General features: G+C 53.7%; 20 protein-coding genes. 8 read left to right on the top strand and 12 right to left on the bottom strand.

What is annotated here, in order from left to right:
* Nucleotides 1–205: 205 nt before the first annotated feature.
* From JZM60_RS15150 to JZM60_RS15120, 7 genes are read right to left on the bottom strand one after another with little or no spacing between them, the layout of a single operon-like run.
* Nucleotides 206–649 carry a hypothetical protein gene (locus JZM60_RS15150; protein ID WP_207163232.1) on the bottom strand — a complete coding sequence of 148 codons (444 nt, stop codon included), beginning with the start codon at nt 647–649 and terminating at the stop codon, nt 206–208.
* A gap of 17 nt (nt 650–666) precedes the next feature.
* Nucleotides 667–2154 carry a conjugal transfer protein TraH gene (locus JZM60_RS15145; protein ID WP_241426287.1) on the bottom strand — a complete coding sequence of 496 codons (1488 nt, stop codon included), beginning with the start codon at nt 2152–2154 and terminating at the stop codon, nt 667–669.
* A gap of 52 nt (nt 2155–2206) precedes the next feature.
* Complete coding sequence (locus tag JZM60_RS15140; protein ID WP_207163230.1) at nt 2207–3046, bottom strand: conjugal transfer protein TraF; 840 nt, start codon at nt 3044–3046, stop codon at nt 2207–2209.
* A complete protein-coding gene (locus JZM60_RS15135) occupies nt 3034–4491 on the bottom strand; it encodes an HD domain-containing protein (RefSeq protein ID WP_207163229.1) in 1458 nt (485 codons plus the stop codon). Before JZM60_RS15135 ends, JZM60_RS15140 begins: the two co-directional genes overlap by 13 nt.
* Entirely contained in the window at nt 4488–5876 is a 1389-nt protein-coding gene (locus tag JZM60_RS15130; protein WP_207163228.1) for a type IV secretory system conjugative DNA transfer family protein, read from the bottom strand. Before JZM60_RS15130 ends, JZM60_RS15135 begins: the two co-directional genes overlap by 4 nt.
* Nucleotides 5845–6567 carry a hypothetical protein gene (locus tag JZM60_RS15125; protein ID WP_207163227.1) on the bottom strand — a complete coding sequence of 241 codons (723 nt, stop codon included), beginning with the start codon at nt 6565–6567 and terminating at the stop codon, nt 5845–5847. Before JZM60_RS15125 ends, JZM60_RS15130 begins: the two co-directional genes overlap by 32 nt.
* The gene (locus tag JZM60_RS15120; protein WP_241426286.1) at nt 6554–7081 is read right to left on the bottom strand and encodes a lytic transglycosylase domain-containing protein; all 528 of its coding nucleotides are present in this window, start codon (nt 7079–7081) and stop codon (nt 6554–6556) included. The genes JZM60_RS15125 and JZM60_RS15120 overlap by 14 nt, the downstream gene beginning before the upstream one ends.
* 581 nt (nt 7082–7662) lie before the next feature.
* Here JZM60_RS15120 and JZM60_RS15115 point away from each other — a divergent pair.
* Nucleotides 7663–8436, top strand: a complete 774-nt coding sequence (locus JZM60_RS15115; RefSeq protein WP_241426285.1) for a type IV toxin-antitoxin system AbiEi family antitoxin — start codon at nt 7663–7665, stop codon at nt 8434–8436.
* Nucleotides 8433–9248 carry a nucleotidyl transferase AbiEii/AbiGii toxin family protein gene (locus JZM60_RS15110; RefSeq protein ID WP_207163225.1) on the top strand — a complete coding sequence of 272 codons (816 nt, stop codon included), beginning with the start codon at nt 8433–8435 and terminating at the stop codon, nt 9246–9248. The genes JZM60_RS15115 and JZM60_RS15110 overlap by 4 nt, the downstream gene beginning before the upstream one ends.
* 30 nt (nt 9249–9278) lie before the next feature.
* On the opposite strand, the gene JZM60_RS15105 is transcribed toward JZM60_RS15110, so the two are convergent.
* The 3 genes from JZM60_RS15105 to JZM60_RS16940 all read right to left on the bottom strand — a co-directional run bounded on the left by JZM60_RS15105 (nt 9279) and on the right by JZM60_RS16940 (nt 12669).
* Nucleotides 9279–10646, bottom strand: coding sequence for a tyrosine-type recombinase/integrase (locus tag JZM60_RS15105; protein ID WP_207163224.1), 1368 nt, complete (start codon nt 10644–10646; stop codon nt 9279–9281).
* 340 nt (nt 10647–10986) lie between these two features.
* Nucleotides 10987–12282, bottom strand: a complete 1296-nt coding sequence (locus JZM60_RS15100) for an Arm DNA-binding domain-containing protein (protein WP_207163223.1) — start codon at nt 12280–12282, stop codon at nt 10987–10989.
* 78 nt (nt 12283–12360) lie between these two features.
* Nucleotides 12361–12669: a helix-turn-helix domain-containing protein gene (locus JZM60_RS16940; RefSeq protein WP_207163222.1), complete on the bottom strand. Its 309-nt coding sequence runs from the start codon at nt 12667–12669 to the stop codon at nt 12361–12363.
* Between the two features lie 1936 nt (nt 12670–14605).
* On the opposite strand from JZM60_RS16940, the gene JZM60_RS15090 reads away from it, so the two are divergent.
* The gene (locus JZM60_RS15090; RefSeq protein WP_207163221.1) at nt 14606–15415 is read left to right on the top strand and encodes a tyrosine-type recombinase/integrase; all 810 of its coding nucleotides are present in this window, start codon (nt 14606–14608) and stop codon (nt 15413–15415) included.
* Nucleotides 15416–15509: 94 nt separating this feature from the next.
* On the opposite strand, the gene JZM60_RS15085 is transcribed toward JZM60_RS15090, so the two are convergent.
* Complete coding sequence (locus JZM60_RS15085) at nt 15510–15932, bottom strand: helix-turn-helix domain-containing protein (protein ID WP_207163220.1); 423 nt, start codon at nt 15930–15932, stop codon at nt 15510–15512.
* Between the two features lie 147 nt (nt 15933–16079).
* Here JZM60_RS15085 and JZM60_RS15080 point away from each other — a divergent pair, with 147 nt between their 5' ends.
* From JZM60_RS15080 to JZM60_RS15070, 3 genes are read left to right on the top strand one after another with little or no spacing between them, the layout of a single operon-like run.
* Nucleotides 16080–16403 carry a heat shock factor family protein gene (locus tag JZM60_RS15080; RefSeq protein ID WP_207163219.1) on the top strand — a complete coding sequence of 108 codons (324 nt, stop codon included), beginning with the start codon at nt 16080–16082 and terminating at the stop codon, nt 16401–16403.
* Nucleotides 16404–16433: 30 nt separating this feature from the next.
* Entirely contained in the window at nt 16434–16799 is a 366-nt protein-coding gene (locus JZM60_RS15075; protein WP_207163218.1) for a hypothetical protein, read from the top strand.
* Nucleotides 16796–17677, top strand: coding sequence for an HNH endonuclease signature motif containing protein (locus tag JZM60_RS15070; RefSeq protein ID WP_207163217.1), 882 nt, complete (start codon nt 16796–16798; stop codon nt 17675–17677). The genes JZM60_RS15075 and JZM60_RS15070 overlap by 4 nt, the downstream gene beginning before the upstream one ends.
* Before the next feature lie 477 nt (nt 17678–18154).
* Here JZM60_RS15070 and JZM60_RS15065 read toward each other — a convergent pair whose 3' ends face one another.
* Nucleotides 18155–19192, bottom strand: coding sequence for an IS630 family transposase (locus JZM60_RS15065; protein WP_207163216.1), 1038 nt, complete (start codon nt 19190–19192; stop codon nt 18155–18157).
* 75 nt (nt 19193–19267) lie between these two features.
* Here JZM60_RS15065 and JZM60_RS15060 point away from each other — a divergent pair, with 75 nt between their 5' ends.
* Together JZM60_RS15060 and JZM60_RS15055 are read left to right on the top strand one after the other, a co-directional pair.
* Nucleotides 19268–21604, top strand: coding sequence for a type I restriction-modification system subunit M (locus tag JZM60_RS15060; protein ID WP_207163215.1), 2337 nt, complete (start codon nt 19268–19270; stop codon nt 21602–21604).
* Entirely contained in the window at nt 21604–22899 is a 1296-nt protein-coding gene (locus tag JZM60_RS15055) for a restriction endonuclease subunit S (protein ID WP_207163214.1), read from the top strand. Before JZM60_RS15060 ends, JZM60_RS15055 begins: the two co-directional genes overlap by 1 nt.
* Nucleotides 22900–22910: the final 11 nt, after the last annotated feature.

Below are 22910 nucleotides of genomic sequence, written 5' to 3'. Positions count from 1 at the left end.
TTTTATCGAAAATGATGGTAAATCGGTTCATGGCCGCTTTCCAGTCCCTGGTAGACAGTGTCCACTTTTTGGCGATGTTTCTCAATGCCAGGTAAAGCCTTCATCTACTGCACCCTCCTCGTCCTCTGCATAATGCACCGCCCCTTTTAGGACTGACAAGGGGACAATCAACCGCCCCCTTGCCGAAATGAAAAGATCGATAAACTCATCCCGTTGCTGCAATCTCCTCCGGCATCTTCTCCGCAGCCGCTGCCTTACTGGATGCCTTTTTGATTTTCCCTGAAGCATCTCCCGCCCCAAGCGGATTACTGAAACCTTTTGGCGGCTTGTAGGTGTACCCCATCAATTCGCACATCTCCGCATTCAGGAGGTTGATATCCTCCTTGATCCTCTGGCTGCGTTCGATGAATTCCTGGGCCTTGTCAAACGTGATCACCTTGATCCGCCCCATGTTCATCCGGAGTTGGTAGAGATAATAATCGAGCGAGTTGAGGATGTTGATGAAATCGCCCTGATCCAGGGTGCGCTTGGAGATGACGTCGATGTCGTCACGTTTTGCCTTCTCCAGCTTTCTTTCCTGCCAGGCCTCGTGTTTCGAGATGCGATCATTGCCTTGGCGCCCCTTGCCGTTGTTCTTTTCGTCTGCCATGTTCACTCCTTTTCTGGTTAACTTCTTCCGGTAGCCCTGCGGGCCACCCCTGTTCCAAACCGGCCTGCCAGTTCCGAGAAGACCGTGTCATCGAATCTCTTCATCGTAAGGACCAGCATTTCGATTGCATTCATTTCGTTGACGACGTTGGCGTATCCCTGTTGCGCCGTGGTCAAAAGGACTCGGGTTCTATTGGTCAACTGATCGACATTTTTCATTCCGTCGAAAAGCAATGCGAGCTGACAGCTGCTGGGGCTGGCTCCCGCCTTGTTGTCCTTGTTCTGGGACTGGATCTGGGCGGAAAGGTTCTGCAGCTGGGTCGCCTCCTGGAGGAGATCGAGCAGCATGTAGTAGGCGAATGCCCTGGCGGTCACTGCGGAAAGCTTGCCGATTACCTCTCCTTCGGTGTTGGTGGCGATGGCGGTTTTCAGCACGAGGCTGATGGAGAGGGGAGTTGCGTTAAGAAACGGCACGTCGTTGGCCGCGTCGAGGGTCTGTTTTGCTTTCATCTTCGTCGAAATCGTCTGCATCCGGGTTGAGACGTACTGCATGAGATTCGCGTTGGCGTCCGTTATGGTGCTGCATACTCCGGCAGAATCTTTTCCCTGGGCCGAGCCGTCGATGAAGGTATCGAAATCGGTATTCTTGTCGCAGGGAGGGACATAGCTGGCGACATAGGTGCTGTTCGTCGTGGTGGGAGACTGGACCACCACGTCGCCGATGAATCCCCGGATGAGCTTCACGTAGTTGGCGTTCATCCCTTTCTTGGTGGCCAGGTTGTCGAGCACCGAGCCGCCCCCGAAGATATCAGTGATGTCGCTAGGACAACCGGCCGTACCCCCCTGGGACGCCTGGGCGACGGCGTTGCCGACCGGCGGCGCGTTCCCCATGGCGGAATTCATCACCGCCGTAAGGTTTGTTTTCGAGGTCTGGTAGAGATCATTGACGCCGCTCGATACCATGAAGTCGTTCATGGAATTGCTCATCTCATTTTTGACGCTTTGGCTCATGATCGGCGAGAAGGGTTCGGATGCGACGGCAACGAGTGCTTTTGCCGCCTTGCAGTCGTTCAACTGGATATTGTTCAGGCGGTCCGCGATCGCCTCCAGGGACTTGATGGTGTCCGATACCTGTGGCGCCAGGGTCTTCATGGCAATGTCGAAGGCTGCTGCCGGCGCTGCCGACAGAATCCGCTGCAGCTTCTGGACGAGGTAATCGACATTCATGAAGCTGAAGCCCCCCAGAAAGGCGTCGATACCGCCGCAGCCGCTCTTGATCGAGGGCATGGTGACGGTGACCGGGTAGTCGGTGCCATTGGGCCAGCGGGCGGAGAAGCTGCCGCCGGTATAGTAGCCGCGCTTTGCCCCCTCGTAGTAGCTGGGGGAGGTCGAGGTTTTCTGGGTCATCCAGTCATCGACCCAGCCGCTCCATGACAGTGCGGGCATTGTGGCTATCGAAAGGGCGAGGGTCGCTGCAATGGCTTTCTTTGCTGTTTGTTGTTTCACTGTTGAATCACCTCCTTTCAACGGTTGCTTGAAGTATTTTGTTCCAGGTCCATCACTGTCTGTCGAGGTTCGACGGCCTCTTTCTGACATCGAAGCCACCTCCTTTCTGAAAGTCATACAGGCTGAACTCCTCCGGGGTAATCTCGCCTTTCAGCAGGCGCACCGCCCGATAGGTCTTGTCCTCGATCTCCTCGGCAGTTATCAGTCCGCTTGAGACCGGGAAGGAATTCCAGTTGCCTTTCTGGATCAGGATCATCGTCGGTGTTATCTCGACGCCGAACCTTCCGGCCAAGCCTGGACTTTCCTCGATGTTGATCCTTTTTACCTGCCAGCCGGTGGAGTTGGTGAACCAGTCGATGATAGGCTGTTGCTGCTGGCAGTAACCGCAATCGGACTTGTAGAAATAGATGAGGGCGAACTCCTCCCGGTTGTCACGGAGTTTCCGGTTCTTTTCCTCCTGGATCTGGTTGACGCGGCTCAGATTGCCGGGAGTGGCGATCGGGTAATCTTTCGCGGTAGTCAGATCGGGGTATTTCTGCCAGACGTACTGGGCGACGTTCGTGAATGCCAAGGCCTTCTTTCGGGCGATTTCCTGGACCTCATAGTAGTCCTTGACGTTCTCCTCGGATGGGTTCTGCACCGCTTTTCTTTTCAGACCTTCGGCGAACTTCTCGAAGTCGTCCGGGTGCATGTTCCAGATCTCGTCATAGGAATAGTCCGAAAGCGCCGGCATCTTCTTCGCCTTTGCCTTTTTCGAGGACTTCTCCTTTTCTTCCTTTTTCTCAGGCTCTTTTTGATACCACCACCAGCCTGTCCCTGAATCGGAGTAGTAACCGGCTCCGGCTGTGGCGGATACGGAGACAAGCAGCAGGGCCGCAATCACAAGACGCACGTTTCGATCTCCTCCTGTTTCGGTTTGATATCCTTGACCATCTTTTTCAGCAGGGGTGATTTCTGCATCTCCAGGGTTGCGCTGCTTATCCCGAAGGCTCTCGCCCTGAAGGGTACGAGGAGTGAATTGATCCCTTTCCCCGCACCGGTCACGATGGTTGCTTTTGTCGTATAGTGCTTTTCAGACACGTACTCCGTGGCGATGGCGTCATTAATCCTGCTGAGTTCCCGGACAAAGGTATAGAGCAGGTTCCTCTTCGACGCTTCATCGGCATCGGCAGCAAGCATGTCCGGGTCCATTCCGCTCACCTCTTTGACGGCTGCCCACAGCCCTTCAGGATTTGCGAAGACGTGGCCAGACGATGTCGATACCGCAGACCAGCGCAGGCCCTTGGATGTCGCTTCCAGCTGATTGATTCTTTTCTTCAACGCTGAGAGGATTGCATCTGCATCAAACCATGACGGCAGCTCCAGCGCTTCCAGGTCGGGGAGATCCTGCGTTTCCAATGCTCCCAGAGGGTGGTCTCGTGTTTCCTCTGGAGGCGCACCATTCTTGGCGGCCGGCTTTTGCGCGACCGTCTGAGGTTCAGGTTTCCGGGGCGGGATATCTTCGGTTTTGTACGACGTCTTATTCCGCTCAACCGCCTCCCCGACGAGGACGGCCAGTTCCTCCTTCCGCACGTCCTGGTCGCACTGCTTGAGCATTTTCGTTAGCGGATATTCCGCCTTGAGCAGGTGGTGCTCCCTGACGATCTTGTCCAGTTCGTCCCTGTTCGCCAGAGAAGCGTATTCCGTGATCCCATTGAGGATGATTGCTGAGATGAGCGGGTGGTCCACGGTGGAGTACATCTTGTCGTGGTAGGACGGTATCTTGCCGATGTCATGGCCGAGAGAGACGATGAAGATATCCGGCAGCATGACATCCTGGTTGACCTTGGCCGCAAATTTCCTCGCCACCTGGATGGTATGAAGGTAGAGCGGGATCGTGGCCAGCATGGAGAATGTTTCCCTGGAATATTTATTCTCCGCTTCAAGCGGGTTCATATTCACTACTGACGGGCAATCCCCCTCCTCATCGAGCAGCTTCAGAAGCTTGACGATTACCGTTCGCCGGTCGCCTTTGATGGTGCGGCGTTTCTCTATCATCTCGGAGAAAAACCGCTCGATCTCCCAGTGCTTGAAAGCCGGGCGGGGCAGGGGGACAACAGCCTGTTCCGTTTCCGATTCGCGCCAGAGTTTTGCGATCTCCCGGAAGTCGACAATATTTCCGCTTAACGCCGCTTTGTTCCAGGTCCGGCTCACCTCGGCCAGGGTTTTTTCCTCCATCATTTCGTGGATGGGCTTCCCCATGGGTTCGCCGTCTCCAACCTGACGGAAAAGGTTCCTGGCCGCATAGACCACGAGTCCGGTCCCGATGACGGAAGTTGTGATGAACAACCCGTTCATGGATTGTCCGTCTCATTACGGGAACGGTAGTCATTGAACGAGGAGATGACGGCCGGCGCTTCCGGGAAGATGATCTTGAGCTTGGGATTCGGGGCGTCGAGCGTGGTTCCCTTGAACCTCCCCGAATAGGTCAGCATGTAGAACTCCCGGGGCTGGAGACCCAGAATGTCCTGGACCTTGAGAATGTCCTGTTCCACCTCCCGGGTTGTTACCTGGTTCGACCCGAAGATCCCGGTCAGGACGTTTCGCACCCCGAAGTGCTTGACGACGTATTCGCTTGTCTCCGCGTCGGAGCAGCGCATGAAGATCTTCGTATTGGTGTTGTCGAGAATGCTCTTGCCGAACTCCTCGCCCACGACCGCATAGACCTGGTTTACGGACTGGGCGAAGGCCGTCACCATCACGTCAGCGGACCCCGCCTTTGCGAAAAGGTCCTCAACGCCTTGGTAAAAAAGGCTTTGGGCTTCGTCAATGTAGACGGAGAGAGGGGGATCAACCTTCTGCTTGTTCGAAAGATAGACCCGGCCGATGAAGGACTGGATCATCGAGAGGAGGACTTTGCCCAGGGTGGCCGCAGCCTCGCGGGTGATCATCGTCCCGGTGTGGACTACGAGGATTACGCGCTTCCCTTCCTCCAGACGCTTGATGAAGCGGTTGGAGTCGGCCTGGCCGATGATCTTGCCGATATTGCCGGAGGAGAGTTCCATCAAGGCCGTTCGGAGTGTCGATGAGACCTTCGCGTAGTACTCCATGGGGGACTTGAGGATGTCCTCCAGCATACCGGCCGTCAGATCCGCCTCATGGGTGCCGATTCGCCGCAGGGCGTTCATCGTCTCCTCCAGGGCGTCCCGACGGATACTTTGCCGTATGGTGTCGATGTTCATAACCGGCAGGCGCCCTTCCTCCGTGGCCAAAAGGATGTTGGCGGTAATGACGGCGGTGGTGATCTCCTTTGCTATGTTGCGGTAGAACGGCTCCTTCCCGCCCTGGATGCCGGAGATGATGTGGCCGACCAGCTCGTCGATCATGAAATAGAAGGCCATGGGGTCAACGACTGACGAGTATTCCGGAAAGATGGGGGTCACGAGCATCAGTTCGTCGAGGCGTCCCGCGCTGCGCGCTACGTCGAAGATCTTCGTGAAAATCTGCTGATCTCCCTTGGGGTCGAAGTAGACGACAGAATAACCCTTGTTGATGTCCTGTTCGATAAGGTTCTCGCAGAGCCTCGTCTTGCCGACACCTGTCGTGCCGAACACGAACATGTGCCTTTTTCGGTAGGTGTCGGGGATGGACAGGGGGACGATCTTCGTCGGGTGCTCCATGTTGACCCCGGTTCCGATATGGGTCAGGGGTTCATCTTGTGGACGCTTGCGAAATGAAAACATTCAGGTGTTCTCCCAGTTCCTTTCCGACTGAATTGATCGCATCCTTGGGGATGCGGACGGGGGTGACGATGTCGCTGAAGCCTCCGGCGATCCGGCGCCGGCATACGATGCCCGCTACCGATGTCCGCTCCGTTAACAACAGCGCGGGAAGCTCTTTCGTGATCCGGCTGAGGCGAATGCGGACATGGGCCGACCTGCCGTTGACGACGATCGGGAGAACGCTAGAAATGAAAAACTCCCGTATATCGCCGATACGGTAGTGACCCCTTTCATGGAGAGGCTGGTAGCGCACCGGACATTCGCCGGCCAGAATCAGGTGACTGAAAACGTCTGAAATCTCCAGGGCGACATAGAGCGCGCCGTCTTCGGTGATCCGGGAAATCTCTCCCGCGACGTTCTTCCCACGCAGTTCCTTCAGTTCCTCGGCTTCGCGCATGACTTGCCGCTTTTGCAGTTCCAGTTCGACATGGTGGATGATGAAACGGCGCACCTTGCGTTTGATCATCGCCGGGGAGAGCTCAACCGGTTCCCCATGGTCAGGGAAAACGGTTATCTCCAGTCTGTCCTCGATCCTGACAGCGAGGTTCATTCGCAGGGCAACGGTCAATGCCCGGGTAATTGCGAACTTGATGACCTCGATCGCTTCGGCTTCCTGAAGTCCGTATTTTGTCAGGAGGTCAGCGGGAAGCATGGCCGAAAACCGCTTCCCATGGCGAGTCTTGCAGGGAACCGGTGGCAATTGCCACCTGCCCTTGTTCCTGCCTGGGCTGCTGCGGCGTCACCGGCTCTCGGCTCATCAGCCGGGCGATCCTGGAAGCGTATCTGTTCCGTTTCGACGGGGTGCGCGAGTTGTAGCAACCGACTGCGGCCCACGTGTAGCCATAGTCCTGAACGCACTGGGAAAGCACCCAGGCCCCGACCTTGACATTTGTGCAGGGATCGGCGAGCGCTTCCCAGGGGATGCCCATCTTCCGCAGAGTTGGCGCCCACGAGGAGTTGATCTGCATGAGGCCGAAGTCGTAGCTCCCATTGGTGTTGTAATTGACGGCGACAGGATTGAAGTTGCTTTCCCCCTTGGAGATGGTCCGGAGGAGTAGGGGCGAGATGCCGTACTCGGCTCCCGCCTCCTCGAAGCAGAAGGCGCCTGCTGTCCCGCTGAAACTGAGAACGGTTCCCAGAAGCGTTGCCATGACGAGTCTGCGCATAATCCCCCCATGTATATAATCACGAAGGGGGGAAGGTGTTTTTTCTTCTCTTGGCCAAAAATGCGGGAAGCCTATGCGTTGCTTGGATTTCGGTTGACGAGTCAATGCTAAGAGGCGCGAGGCTCCTAAAATGGGCGGGAATAGGCTCTCATGGTCAACATGATGGACGTGGTGAACGGCCGCCATTGCGAGTTCACAGTCACCTTCGGATCGCTGCTGACGGGTGACGCGGAAAAGCGGTCGTTCGTGATCTCGTCGGCGTGGCGGCCGAGGGGGGGCATGTGGATGTGCGGTGAGCGGCTATATTAAATAAGCTCAAAATGTCAACGAATAGTTTACATTCTCGACATAATCTAAAAAAGGCGCTGCCCTGCCGAAGGGGATGAGCTCGGTCGTCAATAGTAGACATCAAAGGGTTCACGCCGCCTGTTGTTGCTGAATATATTGCCGTTCAAAAGCAGTGGAAGTAGGTGAAAGGGGGCGTCCAGAAAACTGCCAGCATTGCCATAATTATCATTTGCAAAAAATAGCAATTTGCGGTATTTATTGCCTATGATAATAACGGAGTGTTCTCGATGTACATGAAGATTATAGACGAATTTGCGGCACAGGGCCGTTTCTGCTTTTCGTTCGCCGAAATGGTAAAACGGCTTGATGCTTCCCCAGTGGCGATCAAGTCTGCCCTGAACCGATTGAAGAAGAAGGGAGTACTGGCCTTACCCTACCAGGAATTCTACGTGATTCTCCCACCCGAACACCGTGCTCGTGGTTGTCTGCCGCCACAGCAGTTCATCCCCGATCTGATGGAGTATCTTGGAGAAGCCTATTATGTCGGCCTATTGAGCGCCGCCGAGTTTCATGGTGCAGCTCATCATCGGCCCCAAGTCTTTCAGGTAGTCGTGGCAAAGGCCCGGCGCCCCATTGAGTGCGGACAGGTCAGGGTGGAATTTGTTTTCAGGAAAAATGCAGCCAGTATTCCGACCGAGCCGAGGAATACTACCGCCGGCACTGTGAAAATTTCAACTCCCGAAGCTACGGCCATTGATCTCGTAGGATATGTTCGCCGCTGCGCGGGTCTGGATAATGTTGCCACCGTGCTGGCCGAGCTGTCAGAGAAGATCGACGTCGGACGGCTGGTAGAGGTGGCTCAGCATTCACCCATTGCCTGGGTGCAGCGGTTGGGTTATCTCCTTGAACTACTCGAAGAGCATGACAAAGCGGATCTGCTTGCCGATTACCTGAAAACCTGCCATCCAATGCCGACCCCCCTAGAGCCGGGAACCAGCATCAAGGGGGCTAAGAAGAACAGCCGCTGGCAGGTCTTTATAAATACTGACGTGGAGCCTGAACTTTGATCGATCGTGCCTATATCACTGAATGGCAGCAAACTGCTCCTTGGTCGCAACGCTACCAGGTGGAGCAGGACCTTATCATTTGCCGGGTGTTGGTTGAAATATTCAACCACCCCCTGCTAACGGAACAGCTTGCGTTCCGGGGTGGCACGGCCCTGTTCAAGCTTCATCTTCCACCGGCTCGCTATTCCGAGGATATTGACTTGGTTCAAGTCGAGGCCGGACCCATTGGTCCGGTGATGGATGCGCTACAGGAAAAACTCAATCCCTGGCTTGGCGTCCCGAAGCGGAAACAGTCCGAAGGACGAGTTACGCTCACCTACCGGATGGAGTCGGAAGAAGGCTTGCCATTGAAACTCAAGGTTGAAATCAATTCCCGTGAACATTTTTCAGTACTCGGACTCGAGAGGCGGCAATTTTCTGTCGAGTCACGCTGGTTCAGTGGAAGTACCACCATACTGACCTACCAGCTCGATGAACTGCTGGGAACCAAGGTCAGGGCTTTATATCAGAGAAAGAAAGGACGTGATCTTTTCGATCTCTGGAAAGCTTTTTCCTTGATCGAGATAAACCCAGCGCAGGTTGTCGACTGCTTTCTGAGGTACATGGAGCATGAAGGTCATCGCGTTTCCCGTGCGGAGTTTGAGATGAATCTCGGCGAGAAACTCAGGGACCCAAGGTTCCTTGAGGATATCGGGCCTCTACTGATGCGGAACAGCGGGTGGGATCTTCAAAAGGCCGCGGAGTTTGTAATGAATGAGCTGGTTGCCCGTTTGCCGGGGGAGGCGTGGCAGGGCGGAAAAACAGACGAGTGATTTGCCCGGGCCGCATTATCAAACCATGGTTCAGACAACTTCTGCGAGATTCTCCTCAGCGACCGGTTTGGCTTTTAGAATTTCAAGGAGAAGGCCTTCCCACTTGATGAGGGCCTCCTTCTTCTCGTTGTCGTAGCGATACTTGTTGTACACTCCCACGACGCCAGGCTTGATGTGGTTAACTACCTCCTCGCCAACCTCATCAGAAACTCCGACCCGTGCCATATTTGTGCGGGCGGTGCGACGAAGATCATGGGGTGACCACGGTTTCATGCCGAAGTACGGTTCCTTTCTTGCCTTGATGTTCCGGTTGCCGACGACCTTCACCACTTCGTCGCTCAAGTAACCGCGATTTATCGCCTGAGATAGAGCGTTTTGTGAAACATGCCCTCGCTTTCCCCTCTCCGAGGGAAAGATATAGCCTTTGCCATCCCCGACCAGTTCAATGGCCGTGTCCGTCAGGTAGACCCGATGCTCCCTCTCGTTCTTCCCTGCTACCTCAGCCGGGATTGTCCACCATCTCCCCTTGACCTGATCGCGGTGCATTTGTGCTACCTCGCCGGGACGTTGTGCTGTGACAAGGATAAGCTTCAAAGCACGCTTAATTTCACGAGAGCTTGATGCTTTACTGATCTCATCCCAAGCCTTGATGACCTCGTCATCATCAAGATGGCGTTCATCGGCTTTCGGCGCAATCTTCGGCACTGACTCCGTAATCTCGATGAACGGCTGAATCTCGGCCCATTCCTGTCGACAAGCATACTTGAACATCTGTCTGGCAAATTTCATGGTATTGCGTGCCGAGCCCGGCACGGTGGAAGCAATTTTCTGGATGAGGGTTACAGCATGTTTGTGTCTTACGGCAGCGATTTCCATTTGCCCAATGTTCGGAAGTATATGAACTTTAATACAGCTCACCGCGGATCCTTGCCAACGCTCGGAATGGTTTTCTTTCGAGTAGTTGACGAACCAGACGCCGGCAAGCTGCTCAACGGTCGTAGGAACGAAATTCTCGGGTACCCCGTCAGCGACAAGGGTGTCAAAGGTGTATTTTCCCAGATGGGACACTGCAGCGGCAGCAGCCTCCACTTCCTGGGCTGCTTCCCTTGCAGCCTTCGCCTGTTCCTCGGCAACGGCTTTCTTCTCCTCACGTGGGTCAATGCCCCTTTTTACTAGCTTGAACGCGTCGTTGTATGCTATTCTTGCATCCGCCAGGGAAGTCGCCGGGTAGTTGCCAAGTTGCAAGTACCCCTTCTGCTTGTTTAGCTCAAAGATGTACAGGAAAGTTTTTGAACCAGAGGGGAGGACCTGGAGTGCAAACCCCCGTCCTTCTCTGACCACGAACTTCTTCTGTTGGGGCTTGATCGACGCGAGGAATTTTTCCGTAAACTGCTTCATCCGACCTCCTGGCGTTGCATCCGTTTTGCATCCGTTTTGACCGTCAAAAATCACCTTTGCATCCGTTTTGCATCCGTTTGGTAGTTGGCAAGCGGAGAGGAATCGAGAAACATCTAGAAAGAAAAATAGAGCAAAACAGATGAAAAGTCAACTAGATATAAGTGGTGGCTGAAACGCCAAGAGCCAATTTGATGAGCGGTGAAACGTTAGAGTGCGAGCTTCCCAAGCTGAAGGTCGCGGGTTCGAATCCCGTTTCCCGCTCCAAAATTTTCCCCGTAAAATCAAGGCGTTACGGGTTTAAGGTCGCCAGCTTTCGCCAATTCTTTCGCTATTGGCTCTGCTAGGCGGCCTTTTTCGTTTCCTCAGCCACGAAGTCCTGGCCGAAATAGGCGAGGATTTTCTCCTTGTCATCTCCCAGCTTTTCCACGTAGCGACCATAGACCTCGTACACCATTTTTTTTGAACCATGCCCCATCATCCATGCCAGCCTGTTCATGTCGATGCCGATTGCCAAGGACCAGGCAGCGAAGCTATGACGCAGGCAGTAAGGGCGCCGGTGCCTGAGGCCAGCCTTTTTCTCCGCCTTGACCCATGCATCATAGAACTCCGTCGGTGTGAGCGGCTTGCCGCTCTTGAGAGTCACTAGGCGCTTGCCATCGGTGCGGGCGAGAAGCTCGTCGACGACCCTTTGGATCGTTGCCGTAATCCGGATTTCCCGGCGCCGATACGTGGTTTTCCCTCCTGCTTTCTCCACCCCCCGGCTGACGGAGCGGCGAACAAAGAGGTAGCCGTCCTTGATGTGCAGCCGGGTAAGCCCCGACATCTCTGACGGGATCATGCCGGTGAGGATCCAGAGTTCCGCCACCGGCCGGTACCAGGGATCCATGTGGCCGAGGTATGCCATGAACTCATCGAAGCGGAGAGCATCGCGTGTATCCTCGATTCGTTGCATCTCTCCCTCGGTCACCACTTCCATGCACTCGTCCACCGTCTCGTCTCTGGGGAGCTGCTTCGGCACATTTTTGAAGGGGTCCGGTAAATCCCACCGGTACTCGTCGCAGGCATCGCGCCAGATTGAGCGAAGTGGTAAAAGGATATTGGCTACCCTTTTGCGGGAGAGGGGCTGGCCTGCCTTATTCCCCTCCCTATGCTTCAGGGAGCGGATAAAGTCCCCCATCACTACCGAGCTAATCTCGAAAAACGTTTTGTTGCCAAAGAACGGTGTGATCCAGTAGTCGATGGCCGATTTTTCGTCCACTTTCTTTGACGCTGAAGGATGGTGCTCCCATACCTCCCGGTACCACCGGGATACATAATCCCCGAACAGGATATGGTTCGGTTTGGAGAGATTTATCGACCCTTCAAGTCGGGAGAAGTGGGCTTTCTTTTCCTCCGAGGCCCCGGGAAACGCCTCCGCGAACCGAAATGTCCCCTCCTCAATCCTCTCCCGCTGCCTTATCAGCCACGCCATGGCCTTGCGGCGGTTATCAGGGGTATCCGAAAGCCCCGTGGAGATTTCAACCCGTTCACCAAGGTAGCGGAAGTCATAGTAAAGTCGGGAAGACCCCCTCTTGGTCGTCACATTACCTTCGCCCCAGTTCCGCAGAGATACCTCTTCCTTCTTCTTTCTTGCCACAGTGCTGCTCCTTTCTGTTTCACCTCCCTTCTGATCTGGGCATTGAGTCCAACACCCACGATAACAAAGGGGTGGGGACTATTCAATATCCCAATTTACTCGATTCTCTGTTCGGCCCAGCCGGCGTGAACGGCTATTTTGCCGAGTCGGTGCCTGTGAGGGTGGGGCCTCTCCTGTCTTGTCGTCGTTCGCCGTCCTGTGAATATCCTGGAGCACTTCCTTGCACCAGAAATATCGGACGACTCTTCCTATCTTTATGAAATGGCGTCCAGGAACAAGCTTGCCCTCGTTGCGCAAACGATAGACTTCGCTCTGGCATATGTGCAATCTTTGACAGAATTCTTGGATAGTAAGAGTTTCAAATTCACCTGGGTTGAAATAATCCATACCACTATACCTCAAAAAAATTGGTATAGTGATATGCACAGACCTGCAACTCGATTTATTTTAGTATAAAAATTAGGCAACTGTTGCACTACTGCACATAAAGGAATTTCAAAATAAACAATATCTGCATAAGAAAAAATGATGCAAATAATTACTGTTGCTGTTCAGCCAATGTACAAACGAAATTAAAAAAATTATGACCATAAAAAATGAACCAATAATGGGACAAATATCATTTATATGTTGAAAAATACTTTAATAGTACAGACAACAAAAAAGTCTTTGACATTACAAAATCAGAAACTATAATAAAGACAGTAAATAGAAATAGACGTCGATATTTTTATCCTACGGGATTCCGCTCGAGTCGAGTGGAAGTGCCTCCTTTGTCTCAGGGAAGGACTCTATTGTGGCTGCCGGTACAAGATTTGGTATCGGTGGTATCGGTGGTATCGGTGGTATCGGTGGTATCGGTGGTATCGGTGGTATCGGTGGTATCGGTGGTATCGGTGGTATCGGTGGTATCGGTTGGTCTGCGAGGTGATCCCTATCCGCAGCGATAGGGCGCTTGCGATCATATTTGTGAATCTTTCCGGGGCGGATATTCTGGCCGCCTTATCCCACCCACGATCGCACAGCGTTGGACCTTGTCTGGCGCCAGTGATCTCCAACCTAAGAATTTCACCTAAAGATTCATAATTGAGAATGGACTCCGTCTCGGCCTTGGGGGCGCAACGCAGTCACGGAAAGGCGAGATAATTGTGTCGCCTGGATGTGGGCCTCTGCGCTGATAGATGGGGAAATGTGATTTTTGTTTCTGCATTGCAGATATCTCAAATCAACGTTTCGGTTTATTGGGTACGCCCTGCAAGAGCGTCTCCGCGAGGAGGGGTCTGAAGGAAGCCCGAGCGCAAAGCTATGAGCCGACGAACAGAAACAGCATACAAGGCCGGGTGTCCGGGCAAGTCAGTACAACAGACGAAGTCCCACGGATTCAGGATGCCAAGGTAAATGCTGCGGTTGTGTAGCGACAGTTCACCGCGAGGTGGAATCCGAAGGGCATGAGGAGAAGTACCGGGCCGTAATCGACGGGGCTACCCTGTGATAAACCGGTCGGCCAAAGATGGGGTCTGGTCGAGCCTGCACTATGGAGGCGAAGGCGTTCTCATCCTCCCATCGAACCAAGGTGTGTGCGGATGGCACGGTACGGAAGATCTGGACGTGACCCCAGGAGAACTCGCAAAGTTTCCGGGTGGCAGACCCTATACCCGGCTACGGCCCGGTAACTTCGTCGAACTGCCCGGTGCGGGCCCGCATGACGGGTGGTGTGGGGGCTGGGGGCTAACCCCCCCGGCAACCCGATTGGTCCCTCTCGTTTTTGCTCCAAGTAGGAACTGCCGAAGCAATAAGGGCATTACATCTTTCCTTATTGTGATGGTCGTTTAGTGCTGGAGCGTTTCCTGCCCCACCTGGCAAGCTTCCGCTTGCCGGCCCGCGGCATTAAGCTGCGGGCCGTTCACATACATCTCCCTTTACCTCTGAAGTAGCCGCGGGAAGCGACCGTCTCTTTTCTCAGAACGTAGAGATGAGAAAGAGACGGTCGACTGACCGTCGCCCGCGCAGCGGGCGTTAAGCGGACGTGAGAAAAGAGTCATCAGGAGGATGGCTCTTTTCTCACGTCCGCCCCCATCCATGCCTCGCAACTCCTCCTTCCTTGTTTAGGTGTCGCCTCCGCTATCCACTAAGGAGCCGGCAGTATGCCCCCCTGATTGCCCGGCCGAGGTCGGGCACTGAACCTGCGGGTTCATGCACAAATTCAGGGAACCGAAGCGTCTCCAACTTCCGAGTTGGTGTCACGTTAGGGCACAGCTCCCCGCTGTGTGGCAAACACACTCAACACGATTGGCACCACACAACAGGAGAAAGGAGAACAACCATGAGCAGTAAACTTGGCAACGAGGCAAAGAAGCTGGTGGGGAAGAATTACGGCAAGGGGAGTGGAACAACGGAGAAACTGCTGGGAAATATTGAGAGGATAGCGGAGTTCATGGGTACCCAAGGGCTCCAGTCCATCCACCACATGAAGACCAAGCACGTGTCGAGGTTTTTCAACCACCTGAAAGCGGAGGGAGTCTCGGCGAGCACAATGGCGAACTACGCCACTGCCATGAGAAGGATAGCCCACGCCATCGGCAAGGATAACATCGTTCCCAGCAGCAATGCTGAACTGGGAATTAACCGGAGCGACCGGTATCAACCGAAGCATGGTGACAACATCAAGATGGAGGAGGTTAGAGAGGCTCTTTACGGCAAAAATGAATGGCAGGGCCTTGCTATTGACATGCAGAGGGTTTTTGGGCTTCGGGTCAAGGAATCTCTCTTGTCGCAGGGGGTGGTTGTTCACAACGGTAGGGAGTTTCTGGTTGTGGAGGGTTCAAAGGGAGGAAGACCTCGCGAATTAGAGGTCAAAACCGATGAGCAGCGGGAGGTCTTGCAGCGGGTCGGTAAGCATATAGCCGCCACTGGTGGCAAGACACTGATCCCTCTGCACTTGACACTGAAACAGGCCCTGAAAAAACAGGCGAATGACTTACACCGTACCGGCGGCACCAAGGCGAACATGGCGAATAGTCACTTGGCACGACATCACACGGCCCAGAAGATGGACCAAGAAGGTGCGAGTAACAAAGAGATCGCCGAGTATCTGGGGCACGGGCGGGAAGGAGTCACCAGGCATTACAAGTAGGGTGTGAAACGGGGCGTGTCCGGCGCATACAGCGGCGGGCACGCCCCGTTTTTTTGTGCTGTTCACTAAGTAATGAGAAAAAGGGCCATTCTCGTTACGCGGCTGGTGGGTTCGTAGAGGATTCCTCTGAGGGAGAGCGGGCGGTTTCCTTCATCAAGCGTATCATGGCGAGAACCCGATCCTGGTCCGCTGTGGAAAGATTGGAGAAGAGATGGAGCAGTTCCTTGATCTTGTCCGACTGAAGTAGGTCCGCAAGCTCTGCTTGGTCACGCCTCCCAAGGAGATAGTCGGTAGAAGTGTCAAGAACGTTGGCGAGTTTTACCACGGCGTCTGCACTCGGTTTTCGTTCTCCGCCGAAAAACTGAGTGAGAGCAGACCTGGCGAGGTCGGCCCGGTCGGCAAGCTCCGCCGAAGAGAGTCCCTTTTCTGCCATCAAGGTCTTAACCCTCTCGACGAAAACAGCGGCGTCGACCACTTCTCCGCGCTTGCGTTTTTCGGCCTTTGTCGTCTCATCCATGCCCCAATGTATAGCAGGAAGTCCGCGCCGGTTCAAGCCTTGAATGCATAGTTGTGAATTTTGTTATTTACATTTATAAAGTTGAATGGTATAATTCACTTAAATGAATCGATTGGTAATTGTTGGGTGAGTCCGAAGGGGGTGTCAATGAGGCGCGATAATGAGGAATTGGCGATGCGGACCTGGGTTGAGAAAAACCTTGAGGCAACCACGGCATCTCTCTCCAAGGACATGGCGGTGCGCTGGCAAAGGCTGATGATGAGAGACGAGAAGCTTTTTTACCAGTTGGCACTCTATGGGTTTGTAAAGTTCAGGCGTCTGGAGCGTCAGGACGAGAGCTTCCCCGAGAGGGAGTTTTGCCACTTCCTCGGCGAATTTCAGCTGAAACTCCGACTCGTACTAAGGGGAAAGGGGAGAGTCAACCTGTTGCCGCTGTTTCAAAGGGTTGGTCATGAGGCACTAAGGGCATAGGGAAGCGTGCATTAACGTTAGGGGGGAATCATGGCACAGATCGATGAAACACGAAAAGACTGGATCAAGAGGAACTTGACTATCAGGCACAATCAGCTAACCAGGGAGGAGGCCAGGGACTGGCTCCGACTTATGATGGCGGACATGGAATCTTTCTTGGCCCACGCCATCTACGGTTACCTGCTCCAGCGGATATCCAAGGAGGGGACGACTCGGATACCTCAGGCGGAGGTGGCGGAATTTTGCGAGGAATTCATTCTCAAGATTCAACTCGCAAACCGCAATATCCGCATAATGGTCTCTTTTCCCCTTTTTGGCATTGTGGGTCATGATGTGCTCTCGAAATTTGGATTCATGGTCGCAAAGCCGACCGCTCTTCCGGGAGGTGCATCATGATCTCCCCGGTCGTCACCACACATCGCAGCCGCCAGGAGAAGCCCCTGGGTGGAAGTGGTCTGCCGGAAGGCAATTCCTGTTGGGAAAATGCCAGACCCAGATCTACCCCGCAGGGCTACATTCAGCTGACCATTCGTGACAGGGAAAAAAAGATAACCCGAAGCAAGATGCAGCACATTGTTGTCTGGGAGCTCCACTACGGGGCACCGGTGCCGGCCGGTTACGTCATCCACCACCGGGACGAGAATCGACGGAACAACCGGATCAAGAACCTGGCGTGCATGCCTCCAGGTGCCCACGTTGAGATGCATGCCGAGTTGAAAAGGCTCCGGGCAAGGCTCCCTCCTGAAGGATATGCAACCGCCCGCAGGGAGGTCATGAACAGATACGAGCTGGAAGTTTATGTTCCCAGACCGTTGGCCCCGGCCAGAGGAAAGCGGTCCGACATGAAAGAGGAGACAACTATGTATAATGCACTCGATATCAAGAAGATCCGGAAGGTTGTCGGAATGACGGGGAAAATATTTGGGGAAGAACTCTCTGTCAGGCGATATGGAGTTGGCGCCAAACCGGTGACGCCGCAACGGCTTTATGAGTGGGAAACGGACCGGCGCTCCGTTCCTGACGATGTTTACCGGGCCTGTGTTGGAATTGTGACCGATGAGTGGGCATGCCGCCGCAGGGAAGTGGCGCCGGCGGAAAAAGTTGCCATCGACGTCCTTTTCGCCAGCCTCATCAGCCCCGCTTTGGGACATCTCTTCGCGGTTACCTCTCAGGACGATTCCGGTGCGCTTCGAGCGAGGGAGATCTTTGCCGAATATGTCCGGAATACCTACGGCTTTGACATCGTTTATGTGTGGGAAGGGTACGAGCAATAAGCTCCCATCCCACTGAGGGTCGATTCTCTAACAGCACCAACTGCGGTTAGCCCGTGGCCGCCATCGGAAGATGGCGGCTTTTTTTCATTAGATCAGCAAAAATCAAAAGGTCGTGATGGCAAGTCAGATAGTAGTAGGTGAGGGGGGACGCGACCTTTGGCACCGGCACCCCATCGTTGTATTCTCCTCGACGGATCCCGCGTAACCGCTCGGAAACAGGAGGATAATAGAGGCATTTGTTGACATCAGCGGCTCAATCATGTATTAAATTCGCGTAATTATGTGATTTTTTGAGGATACTGTGATGTCATGCGAACATATATAATATGAGTTCCAAGTGAGAACCGCCCTTGCCAATCCTGATTTGGCGGGCGGTTTTTGCTTTTGAAGTTAGGGACATGTGGGCGAAATTGCCGATGACCACCTAATTGCCCCATTCCCCCATTGTATTATTGCTCCGGTGATTAAACGTTCAAATCAGGCAGCATAGGCGATCTTTGGATGCCTGAAGTAGTTTCGGACATGTTGTGGCCTATTTTGAAGTTTTCGCATGAATGATCTGGTTTTCTTGGTCAGTTCCTTCTCTGATCGAGGAGGAAGCCCAGACCGGATACAATGCTTGAGGTCCCCATTGAGATACTCATCGGGATTGAGTTCCGGCGAGTACGAGGGGAGATAAAAGACCTCGATTTGGTCTTTGTTCTCCAACAGCCAGTCTTTGACCATTTTGCTGTGGTGCACCCGTAAGTTGTCCAAAATCAGAAACACCTTGCGGCCCGCATCCTTGATCAACCGAGACATGAATTTAATCAGCACCTGGGCAGTCATGGTTTCCCGGTACATCATGAACCGGACTTTCCCCTGATTTGTAATGGATGAGATCATGTTGACCCGGCTTTTCGTGGCGTTAATTCGCACGACTGGCGTTTTCCCTTTGGGGGCAAAACCTTTGGTATTGTAAGCATCGTTCTGAATGCCGGTCTCGTCACCCCAGTGAATTTCGGCCTTTTCCTGTTTGGCGCGGGCCTGAATCTGGGGGTAGACCGTCTCATGCCACTGTTGAACCGCCTTTGGGTTTTGCTCGTAGGCTCTTTTCGTCGGTTTCTGAGGGGTAAAGCCCCACCGCTTCAGATAGTCGGTGATGGTTCGTAGCGGCAAATCTATGCCGTAATGTTGCTTGATTGCCAACCGTACGGCATCACGGGTCCAGAGTGCGAAGGACAATTTCAACTGATCGGGCGTCTTATCGACTAGCAACTTCTGGATATCAGCCTCTTGCATGGCTGTCAGTTCTCGTTGTTCCCCGTGACGGCGACCACGAACCCCTGGCTTGATGGCATCCAGACCGCCACGTTGGTACTTTTTCCAGATCGTACTGATGTAGGTTGAACACAAACCGACGATTTCTGAAATGGCTTGATTGTCCAGTTCGCCTTTTTCTTTGAGACGAACGACTTGCTTGCGAAGTTCATACTGTGTTTCTTGATTTAGCTTGCGGGCATCTGTAGTTTTCATGCCCGAAGTATATCACAAATTATAGTAAATTTGAATATTTATTCACCGAGTCAATAACCCCAGGAGGCCTTCCCGTTGGATAATTCCGTTCACAATAAAATCGTATCTTTCATCTGGTCCATTGCCGACGATTGCCTGCGCGACGTCTATGTGCGCGGTAAGTACCGCGATGTCATTCTCCCCATGTTTGTTTTACGGCGGCTCGACTGCCTTCTGGAAACGACCAAGGATGCAGTCATGGAAGAGGTCAAGTTCCAGCGGGACGATGCCGGCTTCACCGATCTCGATCCCGAAGGGCTCCGTGAGGCTTCCGGCTATGTCTTCTACAACACCTCTCCCTGGACATTGAAGATGCTGGTGGATACCGCGGCCAACAACCGCCAGATCCTGGAGGCCAACTTCAAGGCGTATCTCGACGGGTTCAGCGACAACGTCAAGGAGATCGTCGATAAGTTCAAGCTCCGCGCCCAGGTAAGCCACATGGCGGAGAAGGATGTACTGCTGGAGGTGCTGGAAAAATTTACCTCTCCCTACATCAACCTCACCCCCAACGAGGCGAAGGATCCGGACGGCCGCAAGCTGCCGCCGCTGACCAACCTCGGCATGGGGTATGTCTTCGAGGAGCTGATCCGCAAGTTCAACGAGGAGAACAACGAAGAGGCCGGTGAACACTTCACTCCCCGCGAGGTCATCGACCTGATGACCCACATTCTCTTCGAGCCGGTGAAGGATAACCTGCCGCCGGTCATCACCGTCTACGACCCGGCCTGTGGGTCGGGGGGGATGCTCACCGAGGCCCAGGATTTCATTACCGATCCCGAGGGGCTGATTCGATCCAATGCCATGATTAATCTCTACGGCAAGGAGATCAACGACGAGACTTACGCCATCTGCAAGTCGGACATGATGATCAAGGGGAACAACCCCGAGAACATCAAATGCGGCTCCACCCTGGCGAGCGACGATTTTGCCGGTTTCCGATTCGATTTCATGCTGTCCAATCCCCCGTATGGCAAATCGTGGGCAGGCGACCAGAAGTACATACTGGGCGGGAAAGATGTGCTGGACCCTCGCTTCGAGGTGCCGCTGAAGGATTTTCGCGGCAAACCTGATACGGTTCCTGCCACGCCCCGCTCTTCGGACGGCCAGCTCCTCTTTCTGATGGAGATGGTCAACAAGATGAAGGACCTGGACAAAGGTCCTGCCGGCTCGCGCATCGCCTCGGTCCACAACGGCTCGTCCCTCTTTACCGGCGATGCCGGCGGCGGCGAGAGTAACATTCGCCGCTACATCATCGAGAACGACTACCTTGAGGCGATCATCCAGCTCCCCAACAACCTCTTCTACAACACCGGCATCACCACCTACATCTGGGTTCTCTCAAACAAAAAGGCAGAAAAAAGGCGCGGCAAGGTACAGCTCATCAACGCCAGCCAGATGTTCCGCAAGCTGCGCAAGAACCTGGGTGCCAAGAACTGCGAATTCGCTCCCGAACATATCCGGGAGATCACCCAGCTCTACCTAGACATGCCCAATGAAGGCGTCTCCAAGATATTCGACAACCGCGACTTCGGCTACTACAAGGTCACCATCGAGCGCCCCAGCCGGAAGGCCGCCCAGTTCACCCCCGAACGGATCGCCAGCCTCCGTTTCGTTCCGGCCCTGAGTGAGGTGATGGAATGGGCCTGGGAGAAGTGGGGGGATGAGGTCTACACCCGGTTGGCGGACCACCGCAAGGCAATCGAGGCGCATCTTGAGAAGGAGGAGATCAACCTTTCCGCCAAGCAGAGCAAGGCGGTCTTCGATCCGGCGACCTGGGACTATCAGAAGGCATTGCTCGACGTGGCCGAAGTGGTCATGGCGGAGGTCGGGCAAGAGCTCTTCATGGACTTCAATCGTTTCACCGAGCTGGTCGACGCCGCGCTCAAGGCGCACCAGGTCAAGCTGACCGCCAGCGAGCGCAACCAGCTTTTCAACGCTGTGAGCTGGTACGACGAGAAGGCCGAACGGGTGGTCAAGAAGGTGCACAAACTGAGCGGCAAGAAGCTGCACGAACTGCTCGCCGAACTCGGCTGCACGCAGGAACAGCTGGCCGACTACGGCTACTGGCCGACCGGGACCAAGGGGGAGTATGTGGAGTACGAGAGCGAGGCGGACCTGCGCGACACTGAGAACGTGCCGCTCAAGGATGACATCCACGGCTACTTTCTGCGCGAGGTGCGCCCCCATCTGGACGAGGCCTGGATCAACATCGACCAGAAGAAGATCGGCTATGAGATCAGCTTCAACAAGTATTTTTACCAGCACAAGCCGTTGCGGTCACTGGAAGAGGTGACGCGGGATATTCTGGCGTTGGAGGCGGAAACTGAAGGGCTGCTTAAGAAGCTGGTGAATTTCGGAGGCGGTCAGTAATGGTGTTTCCGCGTTACGAAAGTTACAAACCAGCCAAGAGCAAATGGCTCAATGAAGTTCCGAGTCATTGGAAACTGCTGCCTGGCATGGCGGTCTTGAAAGAATATAAGGTCAGAAATATCGGTATGGTTGAAGAGGTAGTGCTTTCCCTCAGTTATGGGAACGTGATTGTCAAACCACCCGAAAAACTTACCGGACTTGTTCCTGAGTCTTTCGAAACTTATCAAGTCATCAACCCCAATGACATCATCATTCGTCCGACGGATCTTCAAAACGATCAAACCAGCCTGAGAACGGGAATTTCAAAGGACCGGGGAATCATCACCTCGGCTTATATCTGTCTACGTCCCGACCCTGAGCATAATCCAACCTTCATTCACTATTTGTTGCATGCTTACGATCTGCTCAAAGTCTATTATGGGATGGGCTCGGGTCTACGGCAGAACCTGGATTTCAGGGATTTCAAAAGACTTGAGCTCTGCATACCTCCTCGCGAAGAGCAAGACCGTATCGCCAACTTCCTCGACCAAAAGACCGCCGAGATCGACGAGACCATTGCCAAGAAGCAGCGCCTGATCGAACTGCTCAAAGAGCAGAAAGCCATTCTGATCAATAAGGCCGTGACCAAAGGACTGAATCCTGATGTGCCCATGCGCGATAGTGGTGTGGAGTGGATTGGGGAGGTGTCGGCGCATTGGGCTATCAAGAAAATAAAGCACTTAGTATCTTTCGTTAGTGGTGGAACACCAAGTAAAGATAACCGCGATTATTGGGATGGCGAGATTCCTTGGGTCTCACCTAAAGACATGAAAGCGAGATATTTATCATCCGCCATCGACGGCATTACTGAAAAAGCAATACAACGAACATCACTAAAGTTGTTGAATCCTGGCTGTGTCTTGATTGTCGTTAGAGGAATGATATTAGCAAAGAAAATACCCGTTGCGATCTCAGCAGCGCCTTTAACTATTAACCAAGATATGAAAGCGATGATACCGTCAGAAGGCTGTTTACCTGAATTTTTGCTATTTCTTTTGGATGGTCTCCACGAGGAACTCTCGAGCTTACTCGAAGAATCCGGGCACGGAACAAAGACGTTTCCTACAGATAAACTCGGGAACTTTTCAATACTTCTGCCGCCGGAAGAAGAACAATCTGAAATCATATCTTACATCAAAAACATTGATGGACACTTTGACCTGGCCATTTCAGTCGTCAATGAACAGAGTCAACGTCTAGATGAAATCAAAAAGATACTTATCGCCGAGGCCGTCACTGGCAAAATCAAAATCTAAGGACAAGGGCC

It is taken from the genome of Geobacter benzoatilyticus (genome assembly GCF_017338855.1).
Taxonomy (GTDB): domain Bacteria; phylum Desulfobacterota; class Desulfuromonadia; order Geobacterales; family Geobacteraceae; genus Geobacter; species Geobacter benzoatilyticus.
Note: the sequence above shows the minus strand (reverse complement) of the source record. Positions and strands in the feature narration are given on the sequence as shown.